Source organism: Acinetobacter johnsonii CIP 64.6, from assembly GCF_000368045.1.
GTDB classification, from domain to species: domain Bacteria; phylum Pseudomonadota; class Gammaproteobacteria; order Pseudomonadales; family Moraxellaceae; genus Acinetobacter; species Acinetobacter johnsonii.
Genome location: NZ_KB849236.1, coordinates 331,142 through 354,599, shown reverse-complemented (window position 1 = coordinate 354,599; position 23,458 = coordinate 331,142). Strand labels below are relative to the sequence as shown.

At 41.7% G+C, this 23,458-nt stretch carries 23 protein-coding genes and 2 tRNA genes; 10 read left to right on the top strand and 15 right to left on the bottom strand.

The window, feature by feature from the left end; translation table 11 throughout:
* The first annotated feature begins 32 nt into the window (after positions 1-32).
* The 4 genes from F986_RS12705 to F986_RS12690 all read left to right on the top strand — a co-directional run bounded on the left by F986_RS12705 (position 33) and on the right by F986_RS12690 (position 2,869).
* Positions 33-842, top strand: a complete 810-nt coding sequence (locus tag F986_RS12705; protein ID WP_004695684.1) for an SDR family NAD(P)-dependent oxidoreductase — start codon at positions 33-35, stop codon at positions 840-842.
* A gap of 252 nt (positions 843-1,094) precedes the next feature.
* Positions 1,095-1,781, top strand: a complete 687-nt coding sequence (locus F986_RS12700; protein ID WP_004695682.1) for a Smr/MutS family protein — start codon at positions 1,095-1,097, stop codon at positions 1,779-1,781.
* 93 nt (positions 1,782-1,874) lie between these two features.
* Positions 1,875-2,423: a GTP cyclohydrolase I FolE gene (gene folE / locus F986_RS12695; RefSeq protein ID WP_171054237.1), complete on the top strand. Its 549-nt coding sequence runs from the start codon at positions 1,875-1,877 to the stop codon at positions 2,421-2,423.
* An 86-nt stretch (positions 2,424-2,509) separates the two neighbouring features.
* Positions 2,510-2,869, top strand: coding sequence for a cupin domain-containing protein (locus F986_RS12690; protein WP_004695678.1), 360 nt, complete (start codon positions 2,510-2,512; stop codon positions 2,867-2,869).
* Between the two features lie 56 nt (positions 2,870-2,925).
* Here the strand turns inward: F986_RS12690 and F986_RS12685 are convergent, their stop codons facing one another.
* The 5 genes from F986_RS12685 to hemE form a co-directional block, all read right to left on the bottom strand.
* On the bottom strand, positions 2,926-4,302 hold the full coding sequence (locus F986_RS12685; RefSeq protein WP_004695676.1) for a diguanylate cyclase: 1,377 nt from the start codon (positions 4,300-4,302) through the stop codon (positions 2,926-2,928).
* Between the two features lie 196 nt (positions 4,303-4,498).
* A complete protein-coding gene (locus F986_RS12680; protein ID WP_004695674.1) occupies positions 4,499-6,382 on the bottom strand; it encodes an Lnb N-terminal periplasmic domain-containing protein in 1,884 nt (627 codons plus the stop codon).
* A 69-nt stretch (positions 6,383-6,451) separates the two neighbouring features.
* On the bottom strand, positions 6,452-6,922 hold the full coding sequence (locus tag F986_RS12675; protein WP_004695672.1) for a DUF3015 family protein: 471 nt from the start codon (positions 6,920-6,922) through the stop codon (positions 6,452-6,454).
* A gap of 146 nt (positions 6,923-7,068) precedes the next feature.
* Positions 7,069-7,866, bottom strand: a complete 798-nt coding sequence (locus tag F986_RS12670; RefSeq protein WP_171057609.1) for a DUF817 family protein — start codon at positions 7,864-7,866, stop codon at positions 7,069-7,071.
* Between the two features lie 36 nt (positions 7,867-7,902).
* Positions 7,903-8,973 (bottom strand): uroporphyrinogen decarboxylase, encoded by a 1,071-nt coding sequence (hemE, locus tag F986_RS12665; RefSeq protein WP_004695668.1) that lies wholly within the window; start codon positions 8,971-8,973, stop codon positions 7,903-7,905.
* A gap of 202 nt (positions 8,974-9,175) precedes the next feature.
* On the opposite strand from hemE, the gene F986_RS12660 reads away from it, so the two are divergent.
* From F986_RS12660 to F986_RS12650, 3 genes are all read left to right on the top strand, one after another.
* Complete coding sequence (locus F986_RS12660) at positions 9,176-10,417, top strand: L,D-transpeptidase family protein (protein WP_004695666.1); 1,242 nt, start codon at positions 9,176-9,178, stop codon at positions 10,415-10,417.
* Between the two features lie 81 nt (positions 10,418-10,498).
* Positions 10,499-11,563 (top strand): hypothetical protein, encoded by a 1,065-nt coding sequence (locus tag F986_RS12655; protein WP_227555151.1) that lies wholly within the window; start codon positions 10,499-10,501, stop codon positions 11,561-11,563.
* Between the two features lie 121 nt (positions 11,564-11,684).
* The gene (locus F986_RS12650) at positions 11,685-12,380 is read left to right on the top strand and encodes a pirin family protein (RefSeq protein ID WP_004695661.1); all 696 of its coding nucleotides are present in this window, start codon (positions 11,685-11,687) and stop codon (positions 12,378-12,380) included.
* Positions 12,381-12,458: 78 nt separating this feature from the next.
* On the opposite strand, the gene F986_RS12645 is transcribed toward F986_RS12650, so the two are convergent.
* The 3 genes from F986_RS12645 to F986_RS12635 all read right to left on the bottom strand — a co-directional run bounded on the left by F986_RS12645 (position 12,459) and on the right by F986_RS12635 (position 14,493).
* Positions 12,459-12,812 carry a DUF1304 domain-containing protein gene (locus tag F986_RS12645; RefSeq protein WP_004695658.1) on the bottom strand — a complete coding sequence of 118 codons (354 nt, stop codon included), beginning with the start codon at positions 12,810-12,812 and terminating at the stop codon, positions 12,459-12,461.
* A 67-nt stretch (positions 12,813-12,879) separates the two neighbouring features.
* Complete coding sequence (locus tag F986_RS12640) at positions 12,880-13,857, bottom strand: zinc-binding dehydrogenase (protein ID WP_004695656.1); 978 nt, start codon at positions 13,855-13,857, stop codon at positions 12,880-12,882.
* 3 nt (positions 13,858-13,860) lie between these two features.
* Positions 13,861-14,493, bottom strand: coding sequence for a TetR/AcrR family transcriptional regulator (locus F986_RS12635; RefSeq protein WP_004695655.1), 633 nt, complete (start codon positions 14,491-14,493; stop codon positions 13,861-13,863).
* A 171-nt stretch (positions 14,494-14,664) separates the two neighbouring features.
* Here F986_RS12635 and F986_RS12630 point away from each other — a divergent pair, with 171 nt between their 5' ends.
* A complete protein-coding gene (locus tag F986_RS12630) occupies positions 14,665-15,813 on the top strand; it encodes an acetyltransferase domain-containing protein (RefSeq protein WP_004695653.1) in 1,149 nt (382 codons plus the stop codon).
* A gap of 122 nt (positions 15,814-15,935) precedes the next feature.
* Here the strand turns inward: F986_RS12630 and F986_RS12625 are convergent, their stop codons facing one another.
* The 5 genes from F986_RS12625 to greB all read right to left on the bottom strand — a co-directional run bounded on the left by F986_RS12625 (position 15,936) and on the right by greB (position 18,983).
* Complete coding sequence (locus F986_RS12625) at positions 15,936-16,841, bottom strand: DMT family transporter (RefSeq protein WP_004695651.1); 906 nt, start codon at positions 16,839-16,841, stop codon at positions 15,936-15,938.
* Positions 16,838-17,416 (bottom strand): TetR/AcrR family transcriptional regulator, encoded by a 579-nt coding sequence (locus tag F986_RS12620; protein WP_004695649.1) that lies wholly within the window; start codon positions 17,414-17,416, stop codon positions 16,838-16,840. Before F986_RS12620 ends, F986_RS12625 begins: the two co-directional genes overlap by 4 nt.
* Before the next feature lie 583 nt (positions 17,417-17,999).
* Positions 18,000-18,089, bottom strand: a tRNA-Ser gene (locus tag F986_RS12615).
* 220 nt (positions 18,090-18,309) lie between these two features.
* Positions 18,310-18,399 (bottom strand) — tRNA-Ser (locus tag F986_RS12610).
* A gap of 89 nt (positions 18,400-18,488) precedes the next feature.
* Positions 18,489-18,983 (bottom strand): transcription elongation factor GreB, encoded by a 495-nt coding sequence (gene greB, locus F986_RS12605; protein ID WP_004695648.1) that lies wholly within the window; start codon positions 18,981-18,983, stop codon positions 18,489-18,491.
* A gap of 365 nt (positions 18,984-19,348) precedes the next feature.
* Between greB and F986_RS12600 the strand changes: the two genes are divergently transcribed.
* A complete protein-coding gene (locus F986_RS12600; RefSeq protein WP_004695647.1) occupies positions 19,349-20,461 on the top strand; it encodes an MltF family protein in 1,113 nt (370 codons plus the stop codon).
* 67 nt (positions 20,462-20,528) lie between these two features.
* On the opposite strand, the gene F986_RS12595 is transcribed toward F986_RS12600, so the two are convergent.
* Both F986_RS12595 and ttcA read right to left on the bottom strand, forming a co-directional pair.
* Positions 20,529-20,912, bottom strand: a complete 384-nt coding sequence (locus F986_RS12595; RefSeq protein ID WP_004695646.1) for an SCP2 sterol-binding domain-containing protein — start codon at positions 20,910-20,912, stop codon at positions 20,529-20,531.
* 227 nt (positions 20,913-21,139) lie between these two features.
* A complete protein-coding gene (ttcA, locus tag F986_RS12590) occupies positions 21,140-22,063 on the bottom strand; it encodes a tRNA 2-thiocytidine(32) synthetase TtcA (RefSeq protein ID WP_004695645.1) in 924 nt (307 codons plus the stop codon).
* Positions 22,064-22,564: 501 nt separating this feature from the next.
* Between ttcA and F986_RS12585 the strand changes: the two genes are divergently transcribed.
* Complete coding sequence (locus F986_RS12585) at positions 22,565-23,437, top strand: lytic transglycosylase domain-containing protein (RefSeq protein ID WP_004695644.1); 873 nt, start codon at positions 22,565-22,567, stop codon at positions 23,435-23,437.
* Positions 23,438-23,458: the final 21 nt, after the last annotated feature.

Here is a 23,458-nt window from a genome sequence, read left to right as displayed (position 1 = left end):
AACATTCAAAAGGATATTGTGATGAAAAAAATATGAAAACAGCATGGGTTACAGGTGGCAGCAGCGGTATTGGCCTTGAGTTGACTAAACGTTTACTCAAAGATAACTACCAAGTGTGTATTTTCGCCCACGCGGGGATTGAACAAGCGGTGATTGACTTGAAAAAGCGCTCCCCTGCGGTCTGTGGTTTTGAAGTCGATGTACAAAATGAAAGCACTATGGACGCGAAATTTGCAGAAGCAGTGGCTGCATTCGGCACACCAGATTTGTTGATTAACTCAGCAGGCATTGCAATTGCAAAATCATTTGAAGACATGACTTCTGAAGAATATTTACGACAAATTAATATCAACCTAGTCGGTAGCCGTAATGTAGCCCATGCTGCCTTACCGCATCTCAAGCAAGCGGTTCAACAAGGCAAATCACCAAAACTGGTTTTAGTTGCATCAGCAGCGGGCTTGGTCGGTTGTTATGGTTATACGGGTTACTGCTCATCTAAATTTGGCGTGGTCGGTTTGGCTGAAGTGCTACGTATGGAACTGCGTAGTCAGAAAATTAAAGTTGCCGTGGTTTGCCCGCCAGAAATTGAAACACCGATGGTATTTGACGAACGTAAAAATGGTTCACCAGTCACAGCGGCATTAAAACAACTTGGCGGCAGCCTCCCACTAGAGAAGGCCTGTCAGGAAATTTACAGCGGCATTTTCTCATCCCAATTTATGATTATTCCAAGTACTCAAGCACGTATTCTTGCCAAACTTTCGCGTGTCTTGCCTGACCTTTATCGTAACCAAATCGATAAAAAACTGGATAAAATCATCCGTACTTTACGTGCAAGTTAAGTCACGACTGACTTAGCATGCCAAACCTGAACCCGAGTACATCATTTGTCTATCTAGATAGAATGGTTGCTCGGGTTCAATCATTTTAAGTTCTTACAGAACAGCAGTTCTCTTGAGCACCCCGCAGAATACTATTAGCCATTTGATATGCAATTTTTTGCAAATCTCTATGAATGCAATTCAGTTCAAATATAGGGAAAATCAGACTATAATTATCGCCTAATTTCTTATTTTGCGTATTTTTCTGACACTATGAGCAAACATGATTCATCGCTTTCTAAAGAACAGTTTAATTTACTGAAAGACTTTAAAAAGCAAATCACCAATCCGCATTCGACTGCCATCAAACAGTCTGAGGCCCAAGCTCAAGTTGCTCCGCCCGAGCCAGAAGATGATTTCGCGTTGTTTCAAAAACAAATGCAAGGTGTCCAAAAAATGGAGACTGCGAACATTGCCAAAATAGAAAAAAATCCAAAGAAAAAAATCGATGCACAAACTTTAGCAAAACGTGCAGCGGCTGAAGGCCCAATGCATACCGATGCAACTGAGCTGTCCGATACTCAAGCGATGCTCAACCCTGTAGCGAGCCAAGCCGCGCTCAGTTATCGCATTGCTACGCTGCAACACAAAGTATTTGAAGATTTAAAAGCGGGGAACATCCGTTGGTTTGAAGCAGTCGACTTGCATGGTTGCACCGTTGAAGAAGCCCGTGTCGCAGTTTTACAAGTCATTCAAATGGCCAAAGATGAAAATCAAAATGTCATTAAAATTGTACACGGCAAAGGTCCAGAAGCCATTTTAAAAACCTATGTGAATGGTTGGCTGCGTCAACACCGCGATGTATTGGCTTTTGTAAGTGCACCAGAGAAACAAGGTGGCACAGGTGCAGTTTTAGTGTTGCTAAAACGTGCTGAAAAGAACCCAAAGTTTAAACAGTAATCGGATTTTTGTCCAAAATAAGGCATTGGAATAGTTTTCTGCTACAATGCCGTCCTTGTTCAATATCAGTGTAAGTGAACACGTCTTATGTCTATGCAGCAATCCTACGCTAACATCTTAACTGCCGTTGGTGAAGACCTAACCCGTCCAGGTCTCCTCGATACGCCTATGCGTGCTGCTAAAGCTTTTTCGTATTTAACGTCTGGTTATAGCAAAAGCTTAGAAGAAGTGACCAATAATGCGGTGTTCCCATCGGACAACCGTGAAATGGTGCTGGTTAAAAATATCGAATTTTATTCACTCTGTGAACACCATTTATTGCCTTTTTATGGTCGCGTACATATTGCGTATTTACCTGAAGGCAATGTCCTTGGACTCTCTAAATTTGCACGCATCACCGAAATGTTTGCACGTCGTCTACAGATTCAAGAAAACCTGACGCAGCAGATTGCAGAAGCGGTTGCAGAAGTGACAGGCGCACGTGGCGTGGCGGTTATGATTGATTCTGCACATATGTGTATGATGATGCGCGGCGTCGGCAAGCAAGAATCGACTACACGTACCGTTTCCTTTATTGGTGACTTTAAAACCAATAAAGAAGAGCGTCGTGAGTTTTTAAGTGCAGTCCCTGAAAGCTATTAATTGAAACATAAAGCCTCAACCTCTGTTGGGGCTTTTTTTATGCATATATCATTGAACGATTCATTTTTTGTTTAGAGGAATACGCAATGTCAGCAATTTGGTTAGCAGGTCATGGTTTGACCCAAGGCGAACAGAGTATTGATTTTCCACGTTCAGACCGTTTAGTTCAAGGTAACCCACAGCGCTTGACCTATAATCTGTACGAGCATCCACACATGGGCTGCGGGATTTGGCACTGTGAAGTTGGCTCATGGAATATTCAATTTGCTGACAACAAACAAGAATTCTTTCAAGTGATGGAAGGCTGCATCCGTATTCATGATGCCCACACTCAAAACTTCATTGAAGTCAAAGCAGGTCAGGCAGGAATTATTCCACCGAGTTTTATCGGCACATTTGAAGTGATTGAAGCTGTAAAAAAATACTATGTGATTGTTGAGGTATAAGCACCTCAACAACCGATTTGAAACGTCTTAGAACAGTTCGTGTTTAAGTCTGAGATTTAAACACTCAGGACTTTTTCAGTCACATGAATACAGTTACGCCCTTTATTTTTGGCTGCATAGAGTGCCGAATCGGCAGTGTCTAAAAAGCGTTGATAGTCAGGATGACCATTATAAACCGTACAGCCAATACTGACGGTAAAACTAAAACTTTGCCCATGAGCGGTACGAATTGGGGTTTCTTGTATCCGCATGCGAATCGTTTCAGCGATTTGTAAAGCACGCGTGAGATCACTGTCGACCAACAGCAATAAGAACTCTTCGCCACCGACACGGAAGGCATAGTCACTACCCTTCGCTACATCTAACAAGACTTCAGCAATAAAACTCAGTGCCAAGTCCCCTGCGGTATGCCCATACTTATCATTAATACGTTTGAAATAATCCGCGTCGATTGCCAACAGGCTCAGTGCAGCATCATTTTTACGGGCAAAATTAATTTCACGCGACACAATCGTACTTAAATAACGACGGTTTAACAGCTGAGTGAGCGAGTCATTGCCTGAATCTATATATTCGGTCACTTGAAACAGTTGATCGACCAAATGCTGAATCTGTCGGTTCACGTCACGAATTTCTTGAATGCGTTCTACCTTCTGAGCCTGATCTTGACAGTCGAGCACATCAAAATTGAGGGTATCGACCTGTTGAATCAGCCTGATAATGGTCTCCACCTGCTCTGCGCCCGTAAATGCATACGCTGCTTTATGAACAAACCATAGACCAAATTCTGACTTAGACAAAGCAATGTGTTGCAACTGCGGATGCTCGGAGAAGACTTTGAACATCAACTCATTTTCCCAGTCGAGCAAAATACTGCGCTGCTTATCTTTTTGTACCGCGACATCTTGCATTGCAGAAAATAAACGATAACTATGCTTAACTTCATGGCTTCGCTCTGTATTGGCTTCATAGGATCTGCACATAATTTCTGTCGCAAAACCCATAATTTGCAGCATATAACTCAGCATGTGGTGGTTATTTTCCAGCGGAAGTTCAGCCAAGAGTTCCAAGATCTTGTTTTCAATCTCACGAATACCGCGCATGATCAACCAAGAAGGAATGCCCACCCGCGCATGTACCTGCCCAACTTTTTGTTGTTTTTCAACTGCTGCATAATAAGCTTCATTCACAGCCACGTCGAAACTTTCAATGAGCCATTGGTTTAAACTGTTTTTTAAACGTTGTTGAATGATGTCATCTTTAAAAAAATCTGCAGCCTCAGGCTCCAAGACAATATTGCTATAAAATTCATTAACCAATACAGACGAATGCTGCTGAATAAAATTTTGCGCTTTAACGTGATCATTCACTGAATAATGTTGGCAAATTTTCCCCCATTGCTCGGCCAATTTAGCCATGCATTCATCATTCATAAAACTTACCTATTTATATATTTTTGAGACTTACTAGACATTTATGTGATTAATATAACAAATTTCAATACTTATTTTCACCATCAGCTTTCATTTTCAGCGCTTTATAAAAAGTAAGGCTCACGTTTGGTTGTTTTAATGGCAATGACTTTCATAAAAAAAGCCCCATTATTGGAGCTTTGAAAAGAGGATCGAACTAAAAGAAATGGATATAACTCAAACCCGTCTGATCCCAATCTTTGCCTTTTTGCTGTTGATACTGCCAATGAAGCCTCAACGCATTTTGCTGATTGAATAAATATTGCAACTGAGTATTCAGTCTGACTTGCCATTGATGGCTATCTTCCCAATATGGCAGCTCGACCTGTACCAAACTATTGATATGTTCGCTCCAGATGTTCTGGCAGCCTACCGTTGGCCCAAGTCCCACGCGCCAACCTCGGTCTAAAGCTTTGCCTGCTTGAACATGATTTTGCAATTGTGCATAGCATAAATGTTGACGCTCTTGATCTGCCACACTATAGCCAAACTGACTGGATAGATTGAATACACCGTGTTGATCCTGTTCACTAAATGCACCATCTCGATTTAGTGCCTCTTGTTGCCAACCCATGTTAAAACCCCAGCTTAATGGTGTTTTAAAAGCAGTCAATGGACTGTAGGCATTGACCTCCAGCACATTTAGTTCTTGCAGTTTTAGTCGATCATCGCGATATTCGAGGCTACCATCTAGAAATTTAAGCTGTGTACCCAAACGAAAGCCGCCTTGTGGGTCAATCAAGTCATGATAGGCCTGACGATGGCTCAGTCGGAAATAAGTGTCACCTTGTATCTCACCTGCTTCAAGCTGAACGGTTCGCGCATGGTGGCCTTTTACTGGATCTACTTTTGGCGCTTCGACCACTTGACGTTGCTTTTCCAAGTCAATCTGACTCCGCAAACCCAGCAGTTGTCGAATACGCGGTTGGGCGTCTTCTGCCGCAATCTTTTGTGCAATTAACTGTAAATACACATGGTCATAGGCCATTTCTAAAATACGTGCCTGATCCACCAAGGCATAGCGATTCAAATAATCTTGCATTTGAGCAGGTTCAAGTTGCGCAACCTGATGCGCAGCCGCTGCCAAGGCTTGTCCGTGTTGTTTGGCTTGTGCCAACAACTGAGTTTCTAAAGCTGGACGGTAAACACTTTCTGCAATTAGATGGTTTTCATCGACCGCCTTAATAGTCTCAACAGGAATCGCAGCGGTTTTAAATTGTTTTTGTAGGTTGACCTCTGGCCGTACCAAATCAATTAAACCCAGTAAACGATAGGCACAGTTATCACTGATAAAATAGTAAGGAAATTGCACATGCTTGAGTTCCCAAATATGCTCAACCATGGTTTTGGTTTCTTCTGGCGTCAGGGCTAACTCATACTCCCACAAATCGCGGCTTTCCAAATCACCATATTCTTTCACTTTTCGATAGTACGGCATGAGTGAGTACTCACCTGGGTACTGCCCGGTTAAGCCCTTCCATGCAAAAGAAAAGCTGTCGCTATTGGCCACTGTCGCTACATAATTCACGGCATAAGAGACTAAGTTCAGCTGTTTTTGGTCTTTAGGATCGAGCCTTAACAGGGTATGCCCAAACATCGAACTGGGATTGCCCATAAAGTCCGTGGCGTAAATTAAAGTCGCCTTATACGGCTTAATTTGCCCAAGCCACTCATCCAGCTCAGGACATGAGGCTTTAGTCAGTTGGTTTGATGCAATATTCAGTTGTCCTATGAGCCATTTTGAACGTGCCGGAAAGCGACACTGAATCGATTGATTGGCTTCGGCTGGAGTAAAAAGTGCTGCAATATTGGCATCAAGCTCTTGTTTGAGCTGAGTTTGTCCGTGTTCACTATAAAAAAATGGACGGTAAGTGACTTCACTTTGTCCTGAAGCATTGGCATACATCAAACGTTGCCACGTCACATTTGAGGCTAGCTTCAGCTGCTGTGCTTTTTCAATATAAAACTCTGCTGAGCGAGGTGCTTGAGCAAAGATGCTGGTGCTGAATAGCACACTTGAGAGGAGGACAACAGATTTCATGCAGTGTTAGCTATTCTTCTTTTTTAGATATGAAAAACCCTGCCTGAATGGCAGGGTTTTATGGTGCAATTAAACGTATGCTTTTAATACGCTATCCGTTGCCATGACTGCTTGTAAAGATGCTAATACTTGAAGCGCATCTTGGTTTTCAGCTGAATAGATTTTTGCGAAGTTTTGTTTAGACACTTCAAAGAAACGTGCTTTATCTTCAGACTGGATGTTCAGTAATTCAGCCAGTACATTTAGACTTTCGCCCTCACCGACTGCCATATCACGCGCCAATGCTTCCGCATTTTCGTTGGTAAATGTTACAGCCTGAGCAGTCACAGTACCTGTACCGCTACAACCTAAAGTACCAAAGGTAATACCGAAAAGTTGGTTAGCGAAAAGACCATTGGTTGTACCCGCTAAAATTTTAGCGACTTTACCAGACTGGCCAGCCCAAATTTGTGAACCAATACCACAACCGACGTCATTATCTGCAAATGTAGCGGTAGAACCAACAGCCAAAACCGCAGCCAATGCTATTTTTTTCAACATAAGGTTTCTCCAGACTCGATTATCTCCGAGTATTTTTATTGTTCCTATTGTGTGTATTTTGAGCTACACCCTTGTAAGATAGCGGTAACAAGCGCATAACGCAAAACAATTTATACTAAAGTGAAGTGAATATTTAAAAATGTGCTTTAGCGGTATAAGGACCAACTGCCACGTAGGTCTCGTTTCCCTAAAATCTTTAACACCAACACCAGACTGAGCAGTAGCAATAAATACCAAGAACCCAACTTGCCCCAACCGACCATATGCCATGCATCGACTTGACTTGGGTACAACCAGATTTGGTAAAACGTACTGATATTTTCCGCAATCCAAATAATAAAAGCCAACAGTAAAAGTACGGGTAACATCGGCAGTTGAAAACGGTGCTGCTGTAATTCAAAGCCAATCTTGGTTTTCCAAAATAGCACTATGCTCCACGCAAACAAAAGATAACGAATATCTGGAACAAAAAATTTGGACATAAAGTTGATATAAGACAACACCGCCAATGTCAGCATGGCGGAGAAACGGGGTAAGTGCTGAAAAGAAACATGATAGAGACGTAATGAACGCGCAAAAAAACTACCCACAGCCGAATACATAAAACCTGCAAACAAAGGCACTGTTAAAATTTTAAACACGGCGGGATGCGGATACTGCCAAGACGCAATTTGCGGATGGGTCAAAAAGATTTCCATCACCATTGCCATCACATGAAATAATGCAATCACTTTAGCTTCGGTCCAAGACTCAAGTTTTAAATACAGTAGACATACCTGAATCAGTACGGCATAAAACAATAGATAGTCATAACGGAAAAAGCCGAAATATTCCTGATCCCCCATACTGGCTGTGAACGCAAAAGCCAATAACAGTAATATCCCAAATAAGGCAGCCGAAGCTGCCTTAGATGAGAACTCAAAACATGATTTTAAAATCGTGATCACGCATGAATCCTAATTGAATTGAAGCTGTGAAACTTAGAGATATTTGGCACTGTATTCATGCACAGTATCAATAAAGGCTTTCGGGTTTTCAGGGTCAACCCACTGAGTAATGCCGTGACCTAAGTTTGCAACATAACCTGTTTTCTCACCGCCTGCATAAGCGTCATCCAACATGGCTTTAGTGGCTTTCACGATGGTGTCATGCGAACCATATAATGTTGCAGGGTCTAAGTTGCCTTGCAGTGCCGCACGGCCAGCCACCGTTTGACGAGCTACATTTAATGGCGTCGTCCAATCTAAACCAAAAGCATCAGCTCCTGTTGCCACCATCGGCTCTAGCCACTGACCGCCACCTTTAGTGAATAAGATCACAGGCACTTTACGTCCTTCATTTTCACGTTTTAAACCTGCAACAATTTTTTGCATGTATTTTAAAGAAAATTCTAAATATTCACGGTGTGCCAATGCCCCGCCCCAGCTGTCAAAAATTTGTACGGCTTGAGCACCTGCATCAATTTGCGCATTTAGATAGTCAATTACCGCATCAGCCAAACGATCGAGCAGCGCATGTAAAACTTCAGGTTGCGCATACATCATTTGTTTGGTGAAACGGAAGTCTTTGCTCGAACCACCTTCAACCATATAAGTTGCCAGCGTCCAAGGACTGCCTGAAAAGCCAATTAAAGGCACTTGTCCACCTAAGGCTGAACGAATCGTCTTGACTGCATTCATCACATAGTCGAGATCAGACGCGGCATTAAACTGAGGTAAATTCGCCACATCTTGTTCAGTACGGACCGTTTTATGAAATTTAGGCCCTTCCCCAGCTTCAAAATAAAGCCCTAAACCCAAAGCATCGGGTACAGTTAAAATATCTGAAAATAAAATGGCAGCGTCGAGCTCATAACGACGTAAAGGCTGTAAAGTTACTTCACACGCAAATTCGTTATTTTTACACAGCGAAAGGAAATCACCCGCTTGTGCACGGGTTGCACGATATTCAGGTAAATAACGCCCTGCTTGACGCATCATCCAGACGGGTGTGGTATCTACAGGTTCACGTAATAAAGCACGTAGAAAACGATCATTTTTAAGCGTCGTCATTTACTTTCCCATCTCAATTAAATTTGCTCACCATCATAACAAAAAGGTCGAATTTTTAATAACTTCTCATAACACTAAAATTCGATCAGGACAAAGATGCAAACGAATATTTACACAAAACAAATACTGCATCTCCATCTTTTTTCTGTAATACTTCACTAGTTTTTACTTTGTAAATGAATAATTCTTAAGGTTGAATTACATGTTCGTTCGCACAATACTCGCGATGAGTTTAAGTTGCATTCTTGCTGGTACAGCGTTTGCTGCATCTACTACTGAACAACCCTTGACGCCAAAAAAGATCATTGATACTTCAGTTCAAGATCCTATTGATCCTTTAGCAACAGATGTCGCTTCAGCTTCTACTGCGGTTGCAAATAGCCAAATTACAGCAAAAGAACAAGCAGACTTAAACCAAGCTTCGCAAACTTTAGATCAACTTGAACAATCTGAAGATAAAACCGCTGACGTTGGTGCTGCACCAAGCAAAACCACCCCTGCACCGACCACCACGACGACCAATCCTGCTGCAGCTAAAGCATCGTGGACATTAAATGGTTTAAACAGTGCAGAATGGTTTGACAATATTGGTAAAGGCCAATTCCCTGTCTATGCACGTGCTCACGTGATGTTGAATAATGCACATGCGTCTCCGGGCGCAATTGATGGCATGAGCGGTAAAAACACCCTCAAAGCCATTGCTTCGTTCCAGCAAATGAGCGGTTTAAAAGCAACAGGCACTTTAACCAAAGAAACTTGGGATGCCCTAATAGCAAGCCAAGGTTCTAAACCTGCGTTTATTGAATACACCATTACCGAAGCAGACCTAAAAGGTCCTTATGCTGCATCAATTCCACGCGATTATGCACTACAAGCCAAAATGAAAGGTTTGTATTACACTCGCGTGACTGAAATGTTGGGTGAAAAGTTCCATATGGATGAAGACTTCTTGCAGAAGTTAAATCCAAAAGCGACCTTCAAAAAAGCGGGCGAAAAAATTATTGTGGCCAATATCCGCAATGAAGTGCCAGAAGACATTCATTTGATCGTTGCGCACAAAGGTGCAAAACAGCTGTATTTATTTAACAGCCGCAACCAAATGATCGGTTCTTTCCCTGCAACCATTGGTAGCTCAGATACTCCGTCTCCAACGGGTACTTATAAAGTCACTGGTGTTGCGCCAAATCCTTGGTATAGCTACTCACCAAGTAACTTTGTACAGGGCAAAAACTTAAAACCACTTTCTCTACCACCGGGTCCAAATGGTCCTGTAGGGAATATCTGGATTGGTTTAAGCAAAAAATCATTTGGTATTCATGGTACACCAAACCCTTCAGCTATTTCTAAAACAGCATCGCACGGTTGTATCCGTTTGACCAACTGGGATGCTAATGATCTTGGCAAAAAAGTGAAGTCAGGTGTTACGGTTAAATTCTTAGAATAATTGGCTTTCTAAGTTATTTACGCTATAAAAGGTGTTCTCTTGAGAGCACCTTTTTTCAATTACAACAATATAAAAATGACGATGAACGCTTTAAAAATAATACTGCCCGTGGCCTGCTTACTATCTTTCTCAACTTATAGCTTTGCCGAATTAGATGAAGAAATCGTGACCAGCGTGGATGCTTCTGCATATGTAGTCGAATCTGACAATCCATTTGACAGTCTGGATGATCATGAAAAAATCCGTCATCCGCAATACATTCCAGAGCAAGATAGCCTCAAAGATCCACTTTTGAATGCACTCTATTATGTCATCGCAGGCAAATCTCCGATTCACTATTACGCGATTCGAACGGGGCAAAAGCCTAAACTGCTTTATTTAAACTCGCCCCACTCGGCAGTTTTTTCAATAGGCGAGGCTTATGCTGAAAATAGAGAAAAAATCACCCTACAGCCCCAACTCAACAACACTGTCAAAGATCATGAACTGTTTTCGATTATACCCGTCGCTAAAAATCTCGCACTGATTTTTCGTACTCGCTATGCCTATACTCCTCCTACAGAGTTAAAAGCCAATGCGGCCATGAACCCCATCTATACCAACAATCGCTACCGATACAGCTATGAAATTATTGAAATCGACACGAATGGAAAACAGCTCCACCGCGTACAATTTGTGGCTCCAGCCATTGAAGATGGGATGAGTTTTGGCCCCAAATGGGATGAAGACTTATTAGATTATAATAATGCAATACTGGAATACAGCACCAAGTCTCCAGGCGACTACCAAACCGTACACCCTTATAACCTTGAAACCCGCTATGAATACAGACAAGGTCAATTGAAGCACTTTGAACAGAAAATTCTGCTCACCGCCAGTGACAAAGTGTTCTTAAAGAATCCACCCAACTCGATTAACTATGAAAATTATCTCGATGATCAAGATGTACCACTCTCCGTTGAAAGCAGTACTTGCCTTGATGACTATTTTGTTTTTAAAGACAAAGCGCCTCCACTTGGTATGAAATGGGGCAATGACTGGATGCAACAGCAGCCGAAGCTACATCAACAATTTTTAGCTGAATATGCGCAAGGCAAAAACTACGTCTGGAAAGATTTCCGTGTACGGTATTGTGATTTAGACTGAGGCTGGAATATGTGTTGTATCATTTCAATATTGAAACGCAACATTGCAAATTCACTATTTTAGCGACAAATATAAAACGCTAAAATTACTCCATAGATTAAAAATAAGATTGGAGTTCAAAATGGATGCTTTAATTCATCGCAGTCAAGACCGTGGTCATGTCAATATCGGTTGGCTAGAGTCTAAACACAGCTTTTCTTTTGGCAGTTGGTATAACCCTAAATATATGGGCGTGAGTGCCTTACGTGTCATCAATGACGACGTGATCGCGGGCCATCAAGGTTTTGGGCAACACCCCCATGACAATATGGAAATCTTGACCTGTGTGCTCAATGGTACCATCACCCATAAAGACAGCATGGGTAACCATGGTGGTATTTCTGCTGGTGAATGGCAACTGATGAGTGCAGGTACAGGTGTACAGCATAGCGAAATGAATCAGGGTGATGAGCCAGTACATTTGCTACAAATTTGGATTACCCCAAATCAAAGAGATGCAGCACCAACCTATCAGCAGATTCGTCTTGATCCACATGAGCAGCCAAATCAATGGCATGTGATCTGTGGTCCAAATGACAATGCTGCAATGCATATCCGTCAAGATGCAGAAGTCAAAACGGCTGTGATTGAAAAAGATCAAATGCTAGAAGTTAAAGCTACACAGCATATTAACTATGTGCATGTAATTTCAGGTTCAATCCAAGTTGCAGAACACACCCTTCATGCAGGCGACGCGATTGCTTTTTTAGACGCAAGCGAGGTTAAAGCCTTAGAAGATACACAAGTGATTTGGTTTGATTTGCCTGAAGTCAAATAAGTCATCACTCACAATAAAAAGCCAACGTCTCGACGTTGGCTTTTTTAATGCAGAACTCAATCAGTTGTTTCATTTGGTTTAGAGAACATTCACCGCAAGTAACGCCACAGCCGCAGGTAAGGCTTGAATGTAGATAATTTTCTTACTGGCGGTCAACCCACCATAAATCCCAGCAACCAAAACGCAGCCTAAAAAGAAATTGGCCAGTGGCAGTGCATAAGTTTCGGGTGCACATAGCGCCCAAAATAGACCTGCTGCCAAGAAACCATTGTATAAGCCCTGATTTTGCGCCATGACTTTGGTCAGTTGTGCTTTTTCAGGCGTATTACCAAAGGCTTTTAGACCATAAGGCTTATCCCATAAAAACATCTCTAAAACTAAAATATACACATGCAACAGTGCAATTAAAGCAATCAAAATCTGTCCCATCATACGCTTTATCCTTATTTTTGATGAATGATGCTAGATCAGCTTCACAGCTGATCTAAGTCGAAAACGGTTAAGGTTTCAAAAGTACTTTACCCTGACGTGCGCCTTGCGTCGCTTTCAGTGCTGCATCTTTAATTTGTGCAAAGCTGAAGATGCCTTCAACAGGCAGGAGTAATTTTTTCTGTGCAGCAAGCGTCAATAACTCCACAATTAACGCTTTTTTGCGCTCAGCAGACAATTGCTTATTCACCACACTTGCCCAAAAGCCCTTGACTGTGGCTTGTTTAAAAATCAGATCTCCCGAAGAAATCTGCATGGTCTCACCCGTCATGCTGCCAAATGAAACCAATAGACTATTTTCACTCAGCAAAGCCAACATTTCACCACTGGCCTGACCACCAATGGAGTCTACACCCGCAATCAGTGGCTGATCTGCATGAATCGCTTTGACTTGTTCTTTCCAATCGGCTTGGTCTGTTGCCACCACATTTTGAATGCCTAAGGCCTGCATTTCAGCTACAGCCTCAGTACGGCGAACCAAATGAATCACCTTTTGACCACGCGCTTTTGCAATCATTGCCACGGTTTTACCCACCGCACCATTGGCAGTGTTCTGAATCAACCACGAATCTGCTGGTAAGTCGATAAAATCTAAAAGCATCAGTGCACTGATCGGCATCCCAATCAACTGAGCTGCCGTTTCGTCATCAATCGCATCAGTTAAAGGCACTATGCCATGCGCTGGCGCAATAAAATACTCAGCCCAACTGCCATGAACTGCAGCAACTGCTACACGCTGCCCTATCGATACGCCTTGTACACCCTCACCAAGCGCATCAATCACACCCACAGCTTCACTGCCACCAATTGCAGGCAGTGTGGGTTTATAACCATAACTACCACGCACTGTCCACACGTCATGGTTATGCATTGGCGATAGAATCATTTTAATACGTACTTCACCCGCTTTCGGTTCAGGTTGCGGCATATCTGCAGCTTCCAAGACGTCAACAGGTTCACCAAAATGGTGATGAATAATACTTTGCATTTGCTATTCCTTTATCGGCTGTAATAGTTGTTGGGTAGTTTCCAAAGCGAGGTAAAGGGGCTGCTTATCTCGGGCCAGTCTTGCCAATAAAGCTGCTCCCAACCACAATTGATACATGGTTTGTGCCATTTTTTCAGCGTCAATATGCGCTGGAATTGAACCATCTTGCTGCCCGGCTTGGATTAGACCCGAAATACGTTCTGTTAACTTACGCACCCCGAAGTTCAAAATCTGACGCATATCTTCAGATAAATCTGAGACTTCTGCTGCCAACTTGACGATCAGACAGTTCTCCGCCCATCCCCCATCGCTATGATGTTCAACATCACTTTCAATATGCGATGGGTTATCAATCCATGCTTGCCAAAGTGCCACGAGACTTGCATAGGCGCTTCGCTGTTCTTGCTGTATCAGCTGATCGATTTTGACTTTATAGTCGGCCAGATACTGCTGAAGTAGCGCACAGCCGAAAGCCTCTTTCGAAGCAAAGTAATAATAGAATGAACCTTTCGGCACATCACAATTCTTTAGAATTTCCTGTAAGCCCACTCCAACAAAACCTTTATGTAATACCAGTTGAAAACTGCTATTTAAAATGTGTAGTCGTGTTGCTTCACTTTTATCTGATCGTTTCATATCCACACTATAAATCAATAATAGACCAGTCGTCTATAAAATAATGCATCTAACTTTGATACTTCATCTCGAACCATTGGATTACATATAAATTTTGCTGATTAAATTTTAGATATAAATGATTGAAATAAATGTTACATTATACCATAACACTAATTTTCAATTCATCTTATGTCTACACCTTCACAACGTTTACAAGCGATTGACGCCCTCAGAGGACTGGTTATTCTGATTATGATGGTCGACCATGTCAGAGAAACTTTTTATCTCCACCAGCAAGTCCCCGACCCGATGCTGATTCCAGGAACCGAAGAATCCCTTTTCTTTAGCCGAATCTTGGCTCACTTATGTGCCCCTGTTTTTGTGGTTTTAACAGGCTTATCAGCTTATCTTTACCAAGCAAAAAACAACAGTGTTCAAATGACCCGTGAATTTTTACTCAAGCGCGGTCTATTTCTAATTTTTCTCGAACTAATCATTATCAACTTCGCTTGGACTGGACAGTTCCCGCCCGATGTCATCTATTTACAAGTGATTTGGGCCATTGGTCTCAGTATGGTGGTTTTAGCAGGCTTGATTGGGCTATCGCAAAAATGGCTCTGGGTGATCAGTCTCAGCATTATTTTTGGACATAATGCGCTGGATCAAGTGTCATTTTCACAGATGCCGATCCTGCAAAATATGTGGTTTATTTTGCATGAACGTGGTTGGATCGAATTTGGAGATCTGATTCGTTTTAGAACCTCTTACCCTGTACTGCCTTGGATTGGGGTGATTACCCTCGGCTATTGCATCGGTCATACCATATTTAACAGTACAGACGATGTCGCAAAAAGAAATCAAATCTTGTTAGGCTTCGGGCTTGCCAGTATCAATCTATTTATCGTTTTAAGAGTGATCAATCTCTATGGCGACCAAGCATGGTCAATCATGCCGACCAGCACTGAAACCGTTATGAGTTTTTTAAATCTGACCAAGTATCCACCATCGCTGCTGTTTATTTTATGGAATGTCGGACTAAGTTTAATCCTATTAGTGTTACTTCAAAAGGTTGAAAGTAAACCTTGGGTCAAACCCTTGATTGTCTTTGGTTCCGTGCCAATGTTCTTCTATATCGTACACTTATATGTGCTGAAAGCCCTCTATCTCATTGCGGTCGCACTGTTTGGCACGACCCATGGCGAATACTTCGGAGTCGATCATGTCTCCACCCTCTGGCTCATTTCGATTATTTTAACTGTGGCTCTCTATCCGTTGATGTTGAAATTCTCAGCCTTTAAACATAAAAACAAACACATTCGCATTCTTAAATACCTCTAAGGATTTAAGGTATATAGCCCATTTCACTGAAATAAAATTGATGCTTAGTCCAACTAGGCATCAGATTTCCCGACACCCAGCAATTATGCTTTATGCGCCAACGAATGTCTGAAGCAAAAAATTTACTTTGCTTTAGTCTGCAATGCTAAGCAGATTGAAATTAAAACCATCCCAATCCAGCCGATTGGTGCAAGTTGTTCTCCCACCAACAGGATTGCAAATACAGCGGCAATCAAAGGCTCAAACAAGGTCAAAGTAATAGCTTTACTGGCAGGCACGGTTTTTAAGCCATATCCAAATAAAACATAGCCCAAAAACATTGGGATCAACATCATATAACCCACGACATAAAGGTTGATGTTTTCTTCAAACAAGTTTGAACCTGTTATCCATAAAGTCGGAAGTAATAATAAAGAACCAAGTCCGAAGATGAGCCCCATAGACGCTTTTGCATCCATTCCTTGGTCAATCATTCGTTTTGCCGCCCAAGAATATAAAGCATAGGTCAATCCCGCAACCGCCCCTAAAGCAATACCCAACATTTGTCGATTTTGGGACAAATGCTCCGTGGTTGCTACAGCATGTGATTCCCCGAGAGAAAGTAGCGCAACGCCCGTCACTCCCAATACGAAACTCATCAGCCATGTCATCGAAAGTGCTTTTCGGTCAAACACCCTTTCTAAAAGTGCAGTAAATAAAGGCGCCGTACCAATCGACACGACCGTACCAATGGTGATGCCTGCATAGTGCATCGATGAATAAAAGGCCAAAGGATAAATAAAAACCGCAATTACGCCTACACCGAGTATCACCGCATTGGCTTTGATATGTGCCAGATGGTAGATAATACTTTTTCGTGCCAAAAGTGCCTGTAACAGTCCACCACCGCCCATGGCGGCAGCACCAACAGCCAAAGGACTCAAATTAGGTGCAAAAGATGCGACTGTGCCCGTCGTTCCCCATAGAAAAGCAGCGAACAGCACCGCGATAAAACCATAATTCGGTACCGCAGAAACAGACTGATTCACGTACTGATTTCCTGTACTAAAAGTGTTTTCACCATCGCTGTTGCAGCTTGTACTTTTTCACTCGAGCTTTCCAAGCCTGCTCGCGCAATCGATCCCTCTAAAACAAAAGACAACAACAAAGCCATTTGTTTGACCTTGTCTGCATCCAAAATGATAAGAGCAAGCTGTGTAGAGATAATGTTTTCAATTTCATCCTTATGCGCTTTCACAGCCAAGCGCTCGGCGCTGTGCGCTGGGAACTCAGCAGCAGCATTCAACAAACCACAGCCCCGAAAACCTTTTTCATAGGCAAACTCAGCATGGTCTTGATAGGCTTCAAAAACCGCGACAATTTTATCAATAGGGGTATGCGCTTGTTGGTTTCGAAGTGCATACAAATCTAACCACTCTTGATGCCGTGCTTCTATATAAGAGGTGATCAAGTCAGCCTTGGTTGGAAAATTATTATATAAGGACATTTTGGCAACTTTAGCCTTATCGGTAATGCTGTTAATCCCTGTACTGGTGATTCCATCGTTATAAAACAAAATCGCGGCTGCATCTAAAATTTTCTGTTTCGCAGTTTTCGTATTCATCACACTCAACTAAGTAGACCGATCTACCTAATTTATAGAATCTGTAAAAATATGCAAGTCACCTTTGCTTATTTAATGAAGGAAATATCAGATGAATCAAAAACGGAAGAATGCCCTTCAATCACCCCATTACAATGACAGTGGATAAAAAGCGAAACGGAACAATCGCTCTATACTTTTACAAAGCATATGTAGTTCCAACTTATATGTAAGAAGTTGCTAGATAAACCAAACGAAGGATGCTAAAAACCGCTCAGATGAAATTGAGAAACTTTCGAAAAACTGATCTACCAAAACGACTACTACATGGCACAGCAGTGTAGTCTCTATAACTGCTTGTCTGAAAACGAATAGCGAATCTAAAAAGGGATCGTGTTGGACAACTCAAGCTATAGCTGAATACTATAAAAGAAGGTTAAATACCTTAAATAAAAAAAAGCAGTAAGAGAAAGTCTAACTGCTTTTTTTAGAATTTGATCACTGCCGATCTATGTGGTGTGCCCCACACTACTTGCCGTAATGGCCCAACTTAAACTTGGGTTATTGATTACTGATTAATTTTAGTTTGTATTTAAAAATAATTTGGCGGAAGCGGTGAGATTCGAACTCACGGAGGACTCACACCCTCGTCGGTTTTCAAGACCGGTGCATTAAACCGCTCTGCCACGCTTCCATGGGCGCTATCATATAAATAAAAATATTTTTTGGCAAATATTTTTCATCTCACGGCCTGCAAAAAGCCACTATTCAGCTAAAAAATGTTCAATCTCAATAAGATATTAAATTTACAGCCTCTATAGGATGGAAAATTGATCAATAACTCTGGCATCTTTTAAAAATTAACTTTAAAAAAGGCATAAAAAAAACCCTGACTTAGTCAGGGTTTTTGAATTTGGCGGAAGCGGTGAGATTCGAACTCACGGAGGACTCACACCCTCGTCGGTTTTCAAGACCGGTGCATTAAACCGCTCTGCCACGCTTCCATGGGCGACATCATATAAACATTCAATCTACTTGGCAAATACTTTTCTTCAAAAATCACACCAAGTGGCTAAAATTAAAACAAAATCTTTTAGTTCTCTGAACTTTCAGGTCTGTCATAACGAATTGAATTGACATACCAGTGTTTTTTTCCAGTTGGCGTCAACACTTCAATTTCATCATCGACTTGTTTGGACAGTAAAGCACGTGCCATCGGCGAGTCGATGGAGATGTGCTGCGGGTGATGATCGTAAATTTCATCTACTCCGACGATGCGTAAGGTTTTTTGTTCCCCTGCGTCATTTTCAATTTCGACCCAAGCGCCAAAATAAATCTTGCCAGCCTGCTCTTCAGAAAAGTCGATAATACGAAGTTCTTCGAGGCGTTTTCCCAAGTAGCGAACCCGTCGATCAATCTTACGTAAGATCTGTTTGTTGTACTGATAATCCGCGTTTTCACTACGGTCGCCAAGGCTCGCCGCCCAGTTTACTTTCTTGGTAATTTCAGGGCGTTCTTCATGCCAAAGCTGCTTTAATTCCGCCACCAATTTGTCGTGACCTGCACGTGTAATTAAGTTTGATTTCATGATGAATGCCGTCTAAATCTGCTTATTGATTTACAACAAAGGATTATTTTATCCCTTATTTCTCCACAACAGAAGTTTATAAAATAAATTCCTGAATTAAATTAAATTGTTATGTTACATTTTTCAAAAAAATATTGCACAAAATTTGACACTTTTAAAATTGATATATATTATGCGCACATCTTAAATTAGTTGCCTATTTTTTAATCTATGTAGTTTTTCTACATAATCTTCTTAATCCCATGTCATTTTGAATGACGTCATGAATGCCCAACCTCTTATTGAATTTAGACAACTTGAACTCGTTTTAAGGCATGTTTTTGCCTTTGCGTTCTAGGGCATAAATTACTTGTAGCGGAGACAACATGCACAGTAGTTCAACTTCTGGATCGAGGCTTTGCCTTAATTCATTAACTTTCTCTCTCCCGTTGAAAGCCCTTGCTTTAAGTACTTTGTTAATTCCATTTCATAGTATTAATGCAAGTAAGACCTACCAATATGATAACGTCGTCAATCATAATAAATTGACTGTCGTTTCAGTGGAAAACCCAACGACCGTTTTTAAAGATGGTCAGCATTTGCATGGTTTTGGTTATGACCTTGCACGTAACTATGCAGACAGCTTAAATGTAAAGCTAGACTTCAAAACCGTCCCCGATAATGCTACAGCACTTAAATGGGTAGCACAGGGCAAAGCAAATTTTGCAATGACGACGGCAAGTGTTCAAACGATTGAGCAAAAAAGTCTCGCAACCTTTTCTGCTACTTGTGGTGATTTAAACGTTTTACGTAAAAATGGCCTCAATACTGAGCTGAACTGGGTGTTTAAACATGCGAATGATCCATTGACGCAAACGGCGAGTGGATTTGTCTGCCGTGGTAAACAATCTGGTTCAATTGGTCAATTAGCCTCTTTTTACAACCGTAATGTCGTGAAGCCTGAAAACTGGAATACGATTCAACGCGATTTGCGTCAGCGTATGCCAATCTATAAGGCCAGTTTTAAAAGCACAGCGCAAAAGTACGATTTAGATTGGCACTTATTGGCAGCGATTGGTTATCAAGAGTCTTATCTTAAGCCGAACTCCGTTTCTCCCACGGGTGTACGTGGTTTGATGATGTTGACCAATAGCACAGCCAAAGCCATGGGTGTGAGTAACCGTACCGATCCAGCGCAAAGCATTCAAGGTGGTGCCAAGTACTACGACCAAATGCTGAGTCGCTATGATGATATCCCCTTTCCTGACCGGAACTGGTATGCACTGGTTGCGTACAATATGGGACCGGGTGCGGTGAATCAGATTCAAAAACGCATTCAGGCACAAGGTAAAGACCCAAATAACTGGCTCAATTTGTATGCTTACTTAGAGCATAACCAAGCGAAGAATGGTCGCTACCGCCAAGCACTTCAGTATGTGACGCGTATCCGAGCTTATCTTGAGCACATTAAAACCACGCCGCAGTTGGTCAATATCTAAAAGATCCTCTCTATCGGCATAAAAAAAAGCTTACCTATAAAGGTAAGCTTTTTTTATTTCAGAACACTTAAGCTGTTTGCTCAAGCACTTTCTTAAATAAATCTTTTTGCTCTTGGCTTGGCTTCGCTGTTTGCAATGCCATCAACTGTGACATATCACCTTGAACTTTTATTTTACCCGTCATGAACGCTTGCATTGCTGCAGCCATATCAAACTCAAGGAACACTTTACGTAGTGTTTCAGCATCCATGTTCAAGGTTGTTTTCGCGTTTGAAGACAAGCCTTTTTTAATTGCGCCGCCATCTAAAGATAATTCGGTATTACCCGCATTGTCAGCAACAACTAAGTTAATTGCAAGATTCGCAAGTGCTGGCGGCAGGTTCAGATTCCCCGCTTGAGCAGTTAATGTTTCTACAGTTGAAAACCAATCATCAGTTAAAAAAGCAGGCATGATGTTTCCTCAATTCTTTGTTCGTTGTGTGCTGCCTATCCAGACGGCATCATTGTGAAGCTAAATATGCTCGGAGATTGTTATAGCATGTATATCCTACATGTGCCTAAAGTTTTTTGTACGTACCGTTCATATTTTATATTTCTTATACAAAGTTTATCAAAATCATCCACATAAAAAAAACACCAATCATTGATTGGTGTTTTGCATTGGCTTAACTGACAAAATTAGTCTGCTGCAAAGCCAAGATTAACCATGTTAATGCGTTTGTTCTCCGGTTCATCTTCCGTTGAACAACTTTCACCTTTAAAGTCGAATTCACGTTCGCTATCTAACGCTTCAAAGTCGAATAACTCACGGTCTGCCAGCTGCGATGGCGACACATTTTGCAAGGCACCAAAAATACTGTGTAAACGCTTTGGATGCGCTTTATCCCACTCGCGCAACATGTCATTTAACATGGCACGTTGCAGATTTTCCTGAGAACCACACAAGTTACACGGAATAATCGGGAACTGGCGCATTTCAGCATATTTAATAATGTCTTTTTCTTCCACATAAGCCAGTGGGCGAATTAAGATGTTCTTTTTATCTGACGATAGCAATTTAGGAGGCATCGCCTTTAAGCTACCGCCATGGAATAAGTTCAAGAAGAAGGTCGCCAAGATATCATCACGGTGATGGCCCAACGCCACTTTGGTCGCGCCAATTTCTTGCGCAAAGCCGTATAAAGAGCCACGGCGTAAGCGTGAACAAACTGCACAGTAGGTTTTGCCTTCAGGCGTTAAACGTTTGGTGATGCTGTAGGTGTCTTTTTCTAAGATATAGTAGGGAATATTATTCTCTTCTAAATAACGTGGTAACACGTCCTCAGGGAAACCGGGTTGCTTCTGGTCCAAATTCACAGCCACCACATCAAAATTGATCGGTGCAATGCGTTTAAACTGCAACATAATATCGAGCAAGGTATAACTGTCCTTACCACCGGAAATGCAGACCATCACTTTATCGCCTTCTTCGATCATTTTAAAATCGCGAATGGCATGACCTACCTGACGGCGTAACTTTTTCAACAGACGATAATACGCAGAGCTAGTGGGTAGTTCTGGTTTAAAATTAAATCCCTGATTGGACTCAACTGGCGAGAACATAGACGAGTTAAACCTTAAAAAAAATACCGCGCAATTTTATCCGATTCACAGCCATCTCGCACCTAAAGAATGTAAATTCTCATGAATTGTCATTGCTGTCATATTCATGTATTGAAATCGGTTTAACTTTGAACGATTGCGTTCATATTTTAGCTGAACTGCTTATGTTTTGGACTTTTCCACATTTTTCCACAAAAGCTGGGGATAACTTTGTGGATTCTAATCGACTTGACAGGGTGTTCCCCCCACTCTTTAAGGCTTCTATTTAAATTGATTATTTTTTAATCAATTTATTTACCATTAAATTTCAATAACTTAACCCAGTCAAGCAATCCTCATTAAAAATAAATTAATTATTTTTTTGATTACTTGCTCAACAATTTGACTTGATTTTTACAAAGACATGGATTTTTTAAACTTAAAATAGTTTCAGACGGTTCTTTTTTTGCTAAACTCATTTCTAGTCACTGAAATCGATTTTTTTACGATTAATAATAGATAATGAAAAATAAGCTGCTTTTGAGTCGTTTTTACGTTTTGGGGTGTATGACGATTTCGTTCATGGCACTAGATTGTCACGCGGGTCAAACTATCTACCAATTGAAAGATTCCAACGGCACGACCTTGTTAACCAATAAACAAAGTCGTTATAGCAACTTAAAAGTCGAAAAGAAAACCTATTATCCAGACAGTAATATCCACAGTTATAGTAACTGGGGGGCTTCTGAATCTTCCGTGTTGCCCAGTTATAGTCGTAACAAAAATGCTTTTGACCACATTATTCGCCAAGCGGCTCAAACTCACGGCATTTCTGAAGGCTTAATTAAAGCGGTTATGCATACCGAATCAGGCTTTAATGTCAACGCACGCTCACCTGTTGGAGCTCAGGGTCTTATGCAACTCATGCCTGCGACAGCACGGCGCTTTAATGTTTCTAATGCATATGATCCACAGCAGAATATAAATGCAGGTGCCAAGTATTTGGCTTGGCTGATGAAACGCTTTAACGGCAACACCAGTCTTGCGCTTGCAGGCTACAATGCTGGCGAAGGCAATGTACAAAAGTACGGCGGTATTCCACCCTTCCGTGAAACTCAAGACTATGTTCGCCGGGTGAGTAGCCGCTATAGCAATCTATATGCGGGCGGGATCAACATCTCTGCAGGCTCAAATAACACACTAGCCAATGCTCAAGTCATTGCCCAATCTGCACATTACGATACAGACTCCTCCCCAAGCACGCAACTCAGTGTGAGTCGTAGCGCACCTTCACGCCAAATTATCCTCGCAGCTGATGGCAGTTTTACTGATGCGCCGGGTTCCTATGCCACAGGCAATGCAACCGCCTCTGCCCGCATTCAAATTTCAGAATAATTTTTATAGCAGTTTTATTAT

Excerpts from the sequence above, each read along its gene's own strand:
- F986_RS12705 (WP_004695684.1), top strand. The coding sequence starts at position 33 with ATGAAAACAGCATGGGTTACAGGTGGCAGCAGCGGTATTGGCCTTGAG.
- F986_RS12700 (WP_004695682.1), top strand. The coding sequence starts at position 1,095 with ATGAGCAAACATGATTCATCGCTTTCTAAAGAACAGTTTAATTTACTG.
- folE (WP_171054237.1), top strand. The coding sequence starts at position 1,875 with ATGCAGCAATCCTACGCTAACATCTTAACTGCCGTTGGTGAAGACCTA.
- F986_RS12690 (WP_004695678.1), top strand. The coding sequence starts at position 2,510 with ATGTCAGCAATTTGGTTAGCAGGTCATGGTTTGACCCAAGGCGAACAG.
- F986_RS12685 (WP_004695676.1), bottom strand. The coding sequence starts at position 4,302 with ATGAATGATGAATGCATGGCTAAATTGGCCGAGCAATGGGGGAAAATT.
- F986_RS12680 (WP_004695674.1), bottom strand. The coding sequence starts at position 6,382 with ATGAAATCTGTTGTCCTCCTCTCAAGTGTGCTATTCAGCACCAGCATC.
- F986_RS12675 (WP_004695672.1), bottom strand. The coding sequence starts at position 6,922 with ATGTTGAAAAAAATAGCATTGGCTGCGGTTTTGGCTGTTGGTTCTACC.
- hemE (WP_004695668.1), bottom strand. The coding sequence starts at position 8,973 with ATGACGACGCTTAAAAATGATCGTTTTCTACGTGCTTTATTACGTGAA.
- F986_RS12660 (WP_004695666.1), top strand. The coding sequence starts at position 9,176 with ATGTTCGTTCGCACAATACTCGCGATGAGTTTAAGTTGCATTCTTGCT.
- F986_RS12655 (WP_227555151.1), top strand. The coding sequence starts at position 10,499 with ATGAACGCTTTAAAAATAATACTGCCCGTGGCCTGCTTACTATCTTTC.
- F986_RS12650 (WP_004695661.1), top strand. The coding sequence starts at position 11,685 with ATGGATGCTTTAATTCATCGCAGTCAAGACCGTGGTCATGTCAATATC.
- F986_RS12645 (WP_004695658.1), bottom strand. The coding sequence starts at position 12,812 with ATGATGGGACAGATTTTGATTGCTTTAATTGCACTGTTGCATGTGTAT.
- F986_RS12640 (WP_004695656.1), bottom strand. The coding sequence starts at position 13,857 with ATGCAAAGTATTATTCATCACCATTTTGGTGAACCTGTTGACGTCTTG.
- F986_RS12635 (WP_004695655.1), bottom strand. The coding sequence starts at position 14,493 with ATGAAACGATCAGATAAAAGTGAAGCAACACGACTACACATTTTAAAT.
- F986_RS12630 (WP_004695653.1), top strand. The coding sequence starts at position 14,665 with ATGTCTACACCTTCACAACGTTTACAAGCGATTGACGCCCTCAGAGGA.
- F986_RS12620 (WP_004695649.1), bottom strand. The coding sequence starts at position 17,416 with ATGAATACGAAAACTGCGAAACAGAAAATTTTAGATGCAGCCGCGATT.
- greB (WP_004695648.1), bottom strand. The coding sequence starts at position 18,983 with ATGAAATCAAACTTAATTACACGTGCAGGTCACGACAAATTGGTGGCG.
- F986_RS12600 (WP_004695647.1), top strand. The coding sequence starts at position 19,349 with ATGCACAGTAGTTCAACTTCTGGATCGAGGCTTTGCCTTAATTCATTA.
- F986_RS12595 (WP_004695646.1), bottom strand. The coding sequence starts at position 20,912 with ATGCCTGCTTTTTTAACTGATGATTGGTTTTCAACTGTAGAAACATTA.
- ttcA (WP_004695645.1), bottom strand. The coding sequence starts at position 22,063 with ATGTTCTCGCCAGTTGAGTCCAATCAGGGATTTAATTTTAAACCAGAA.
- F986_RS12585 (WP_004695644.1), top strand. The coding sequence starts at position 22,565 with ATGAAAAATAAGCTGCTTTTGAGTCGTTTTTACGTTTTGGGGTGTATG.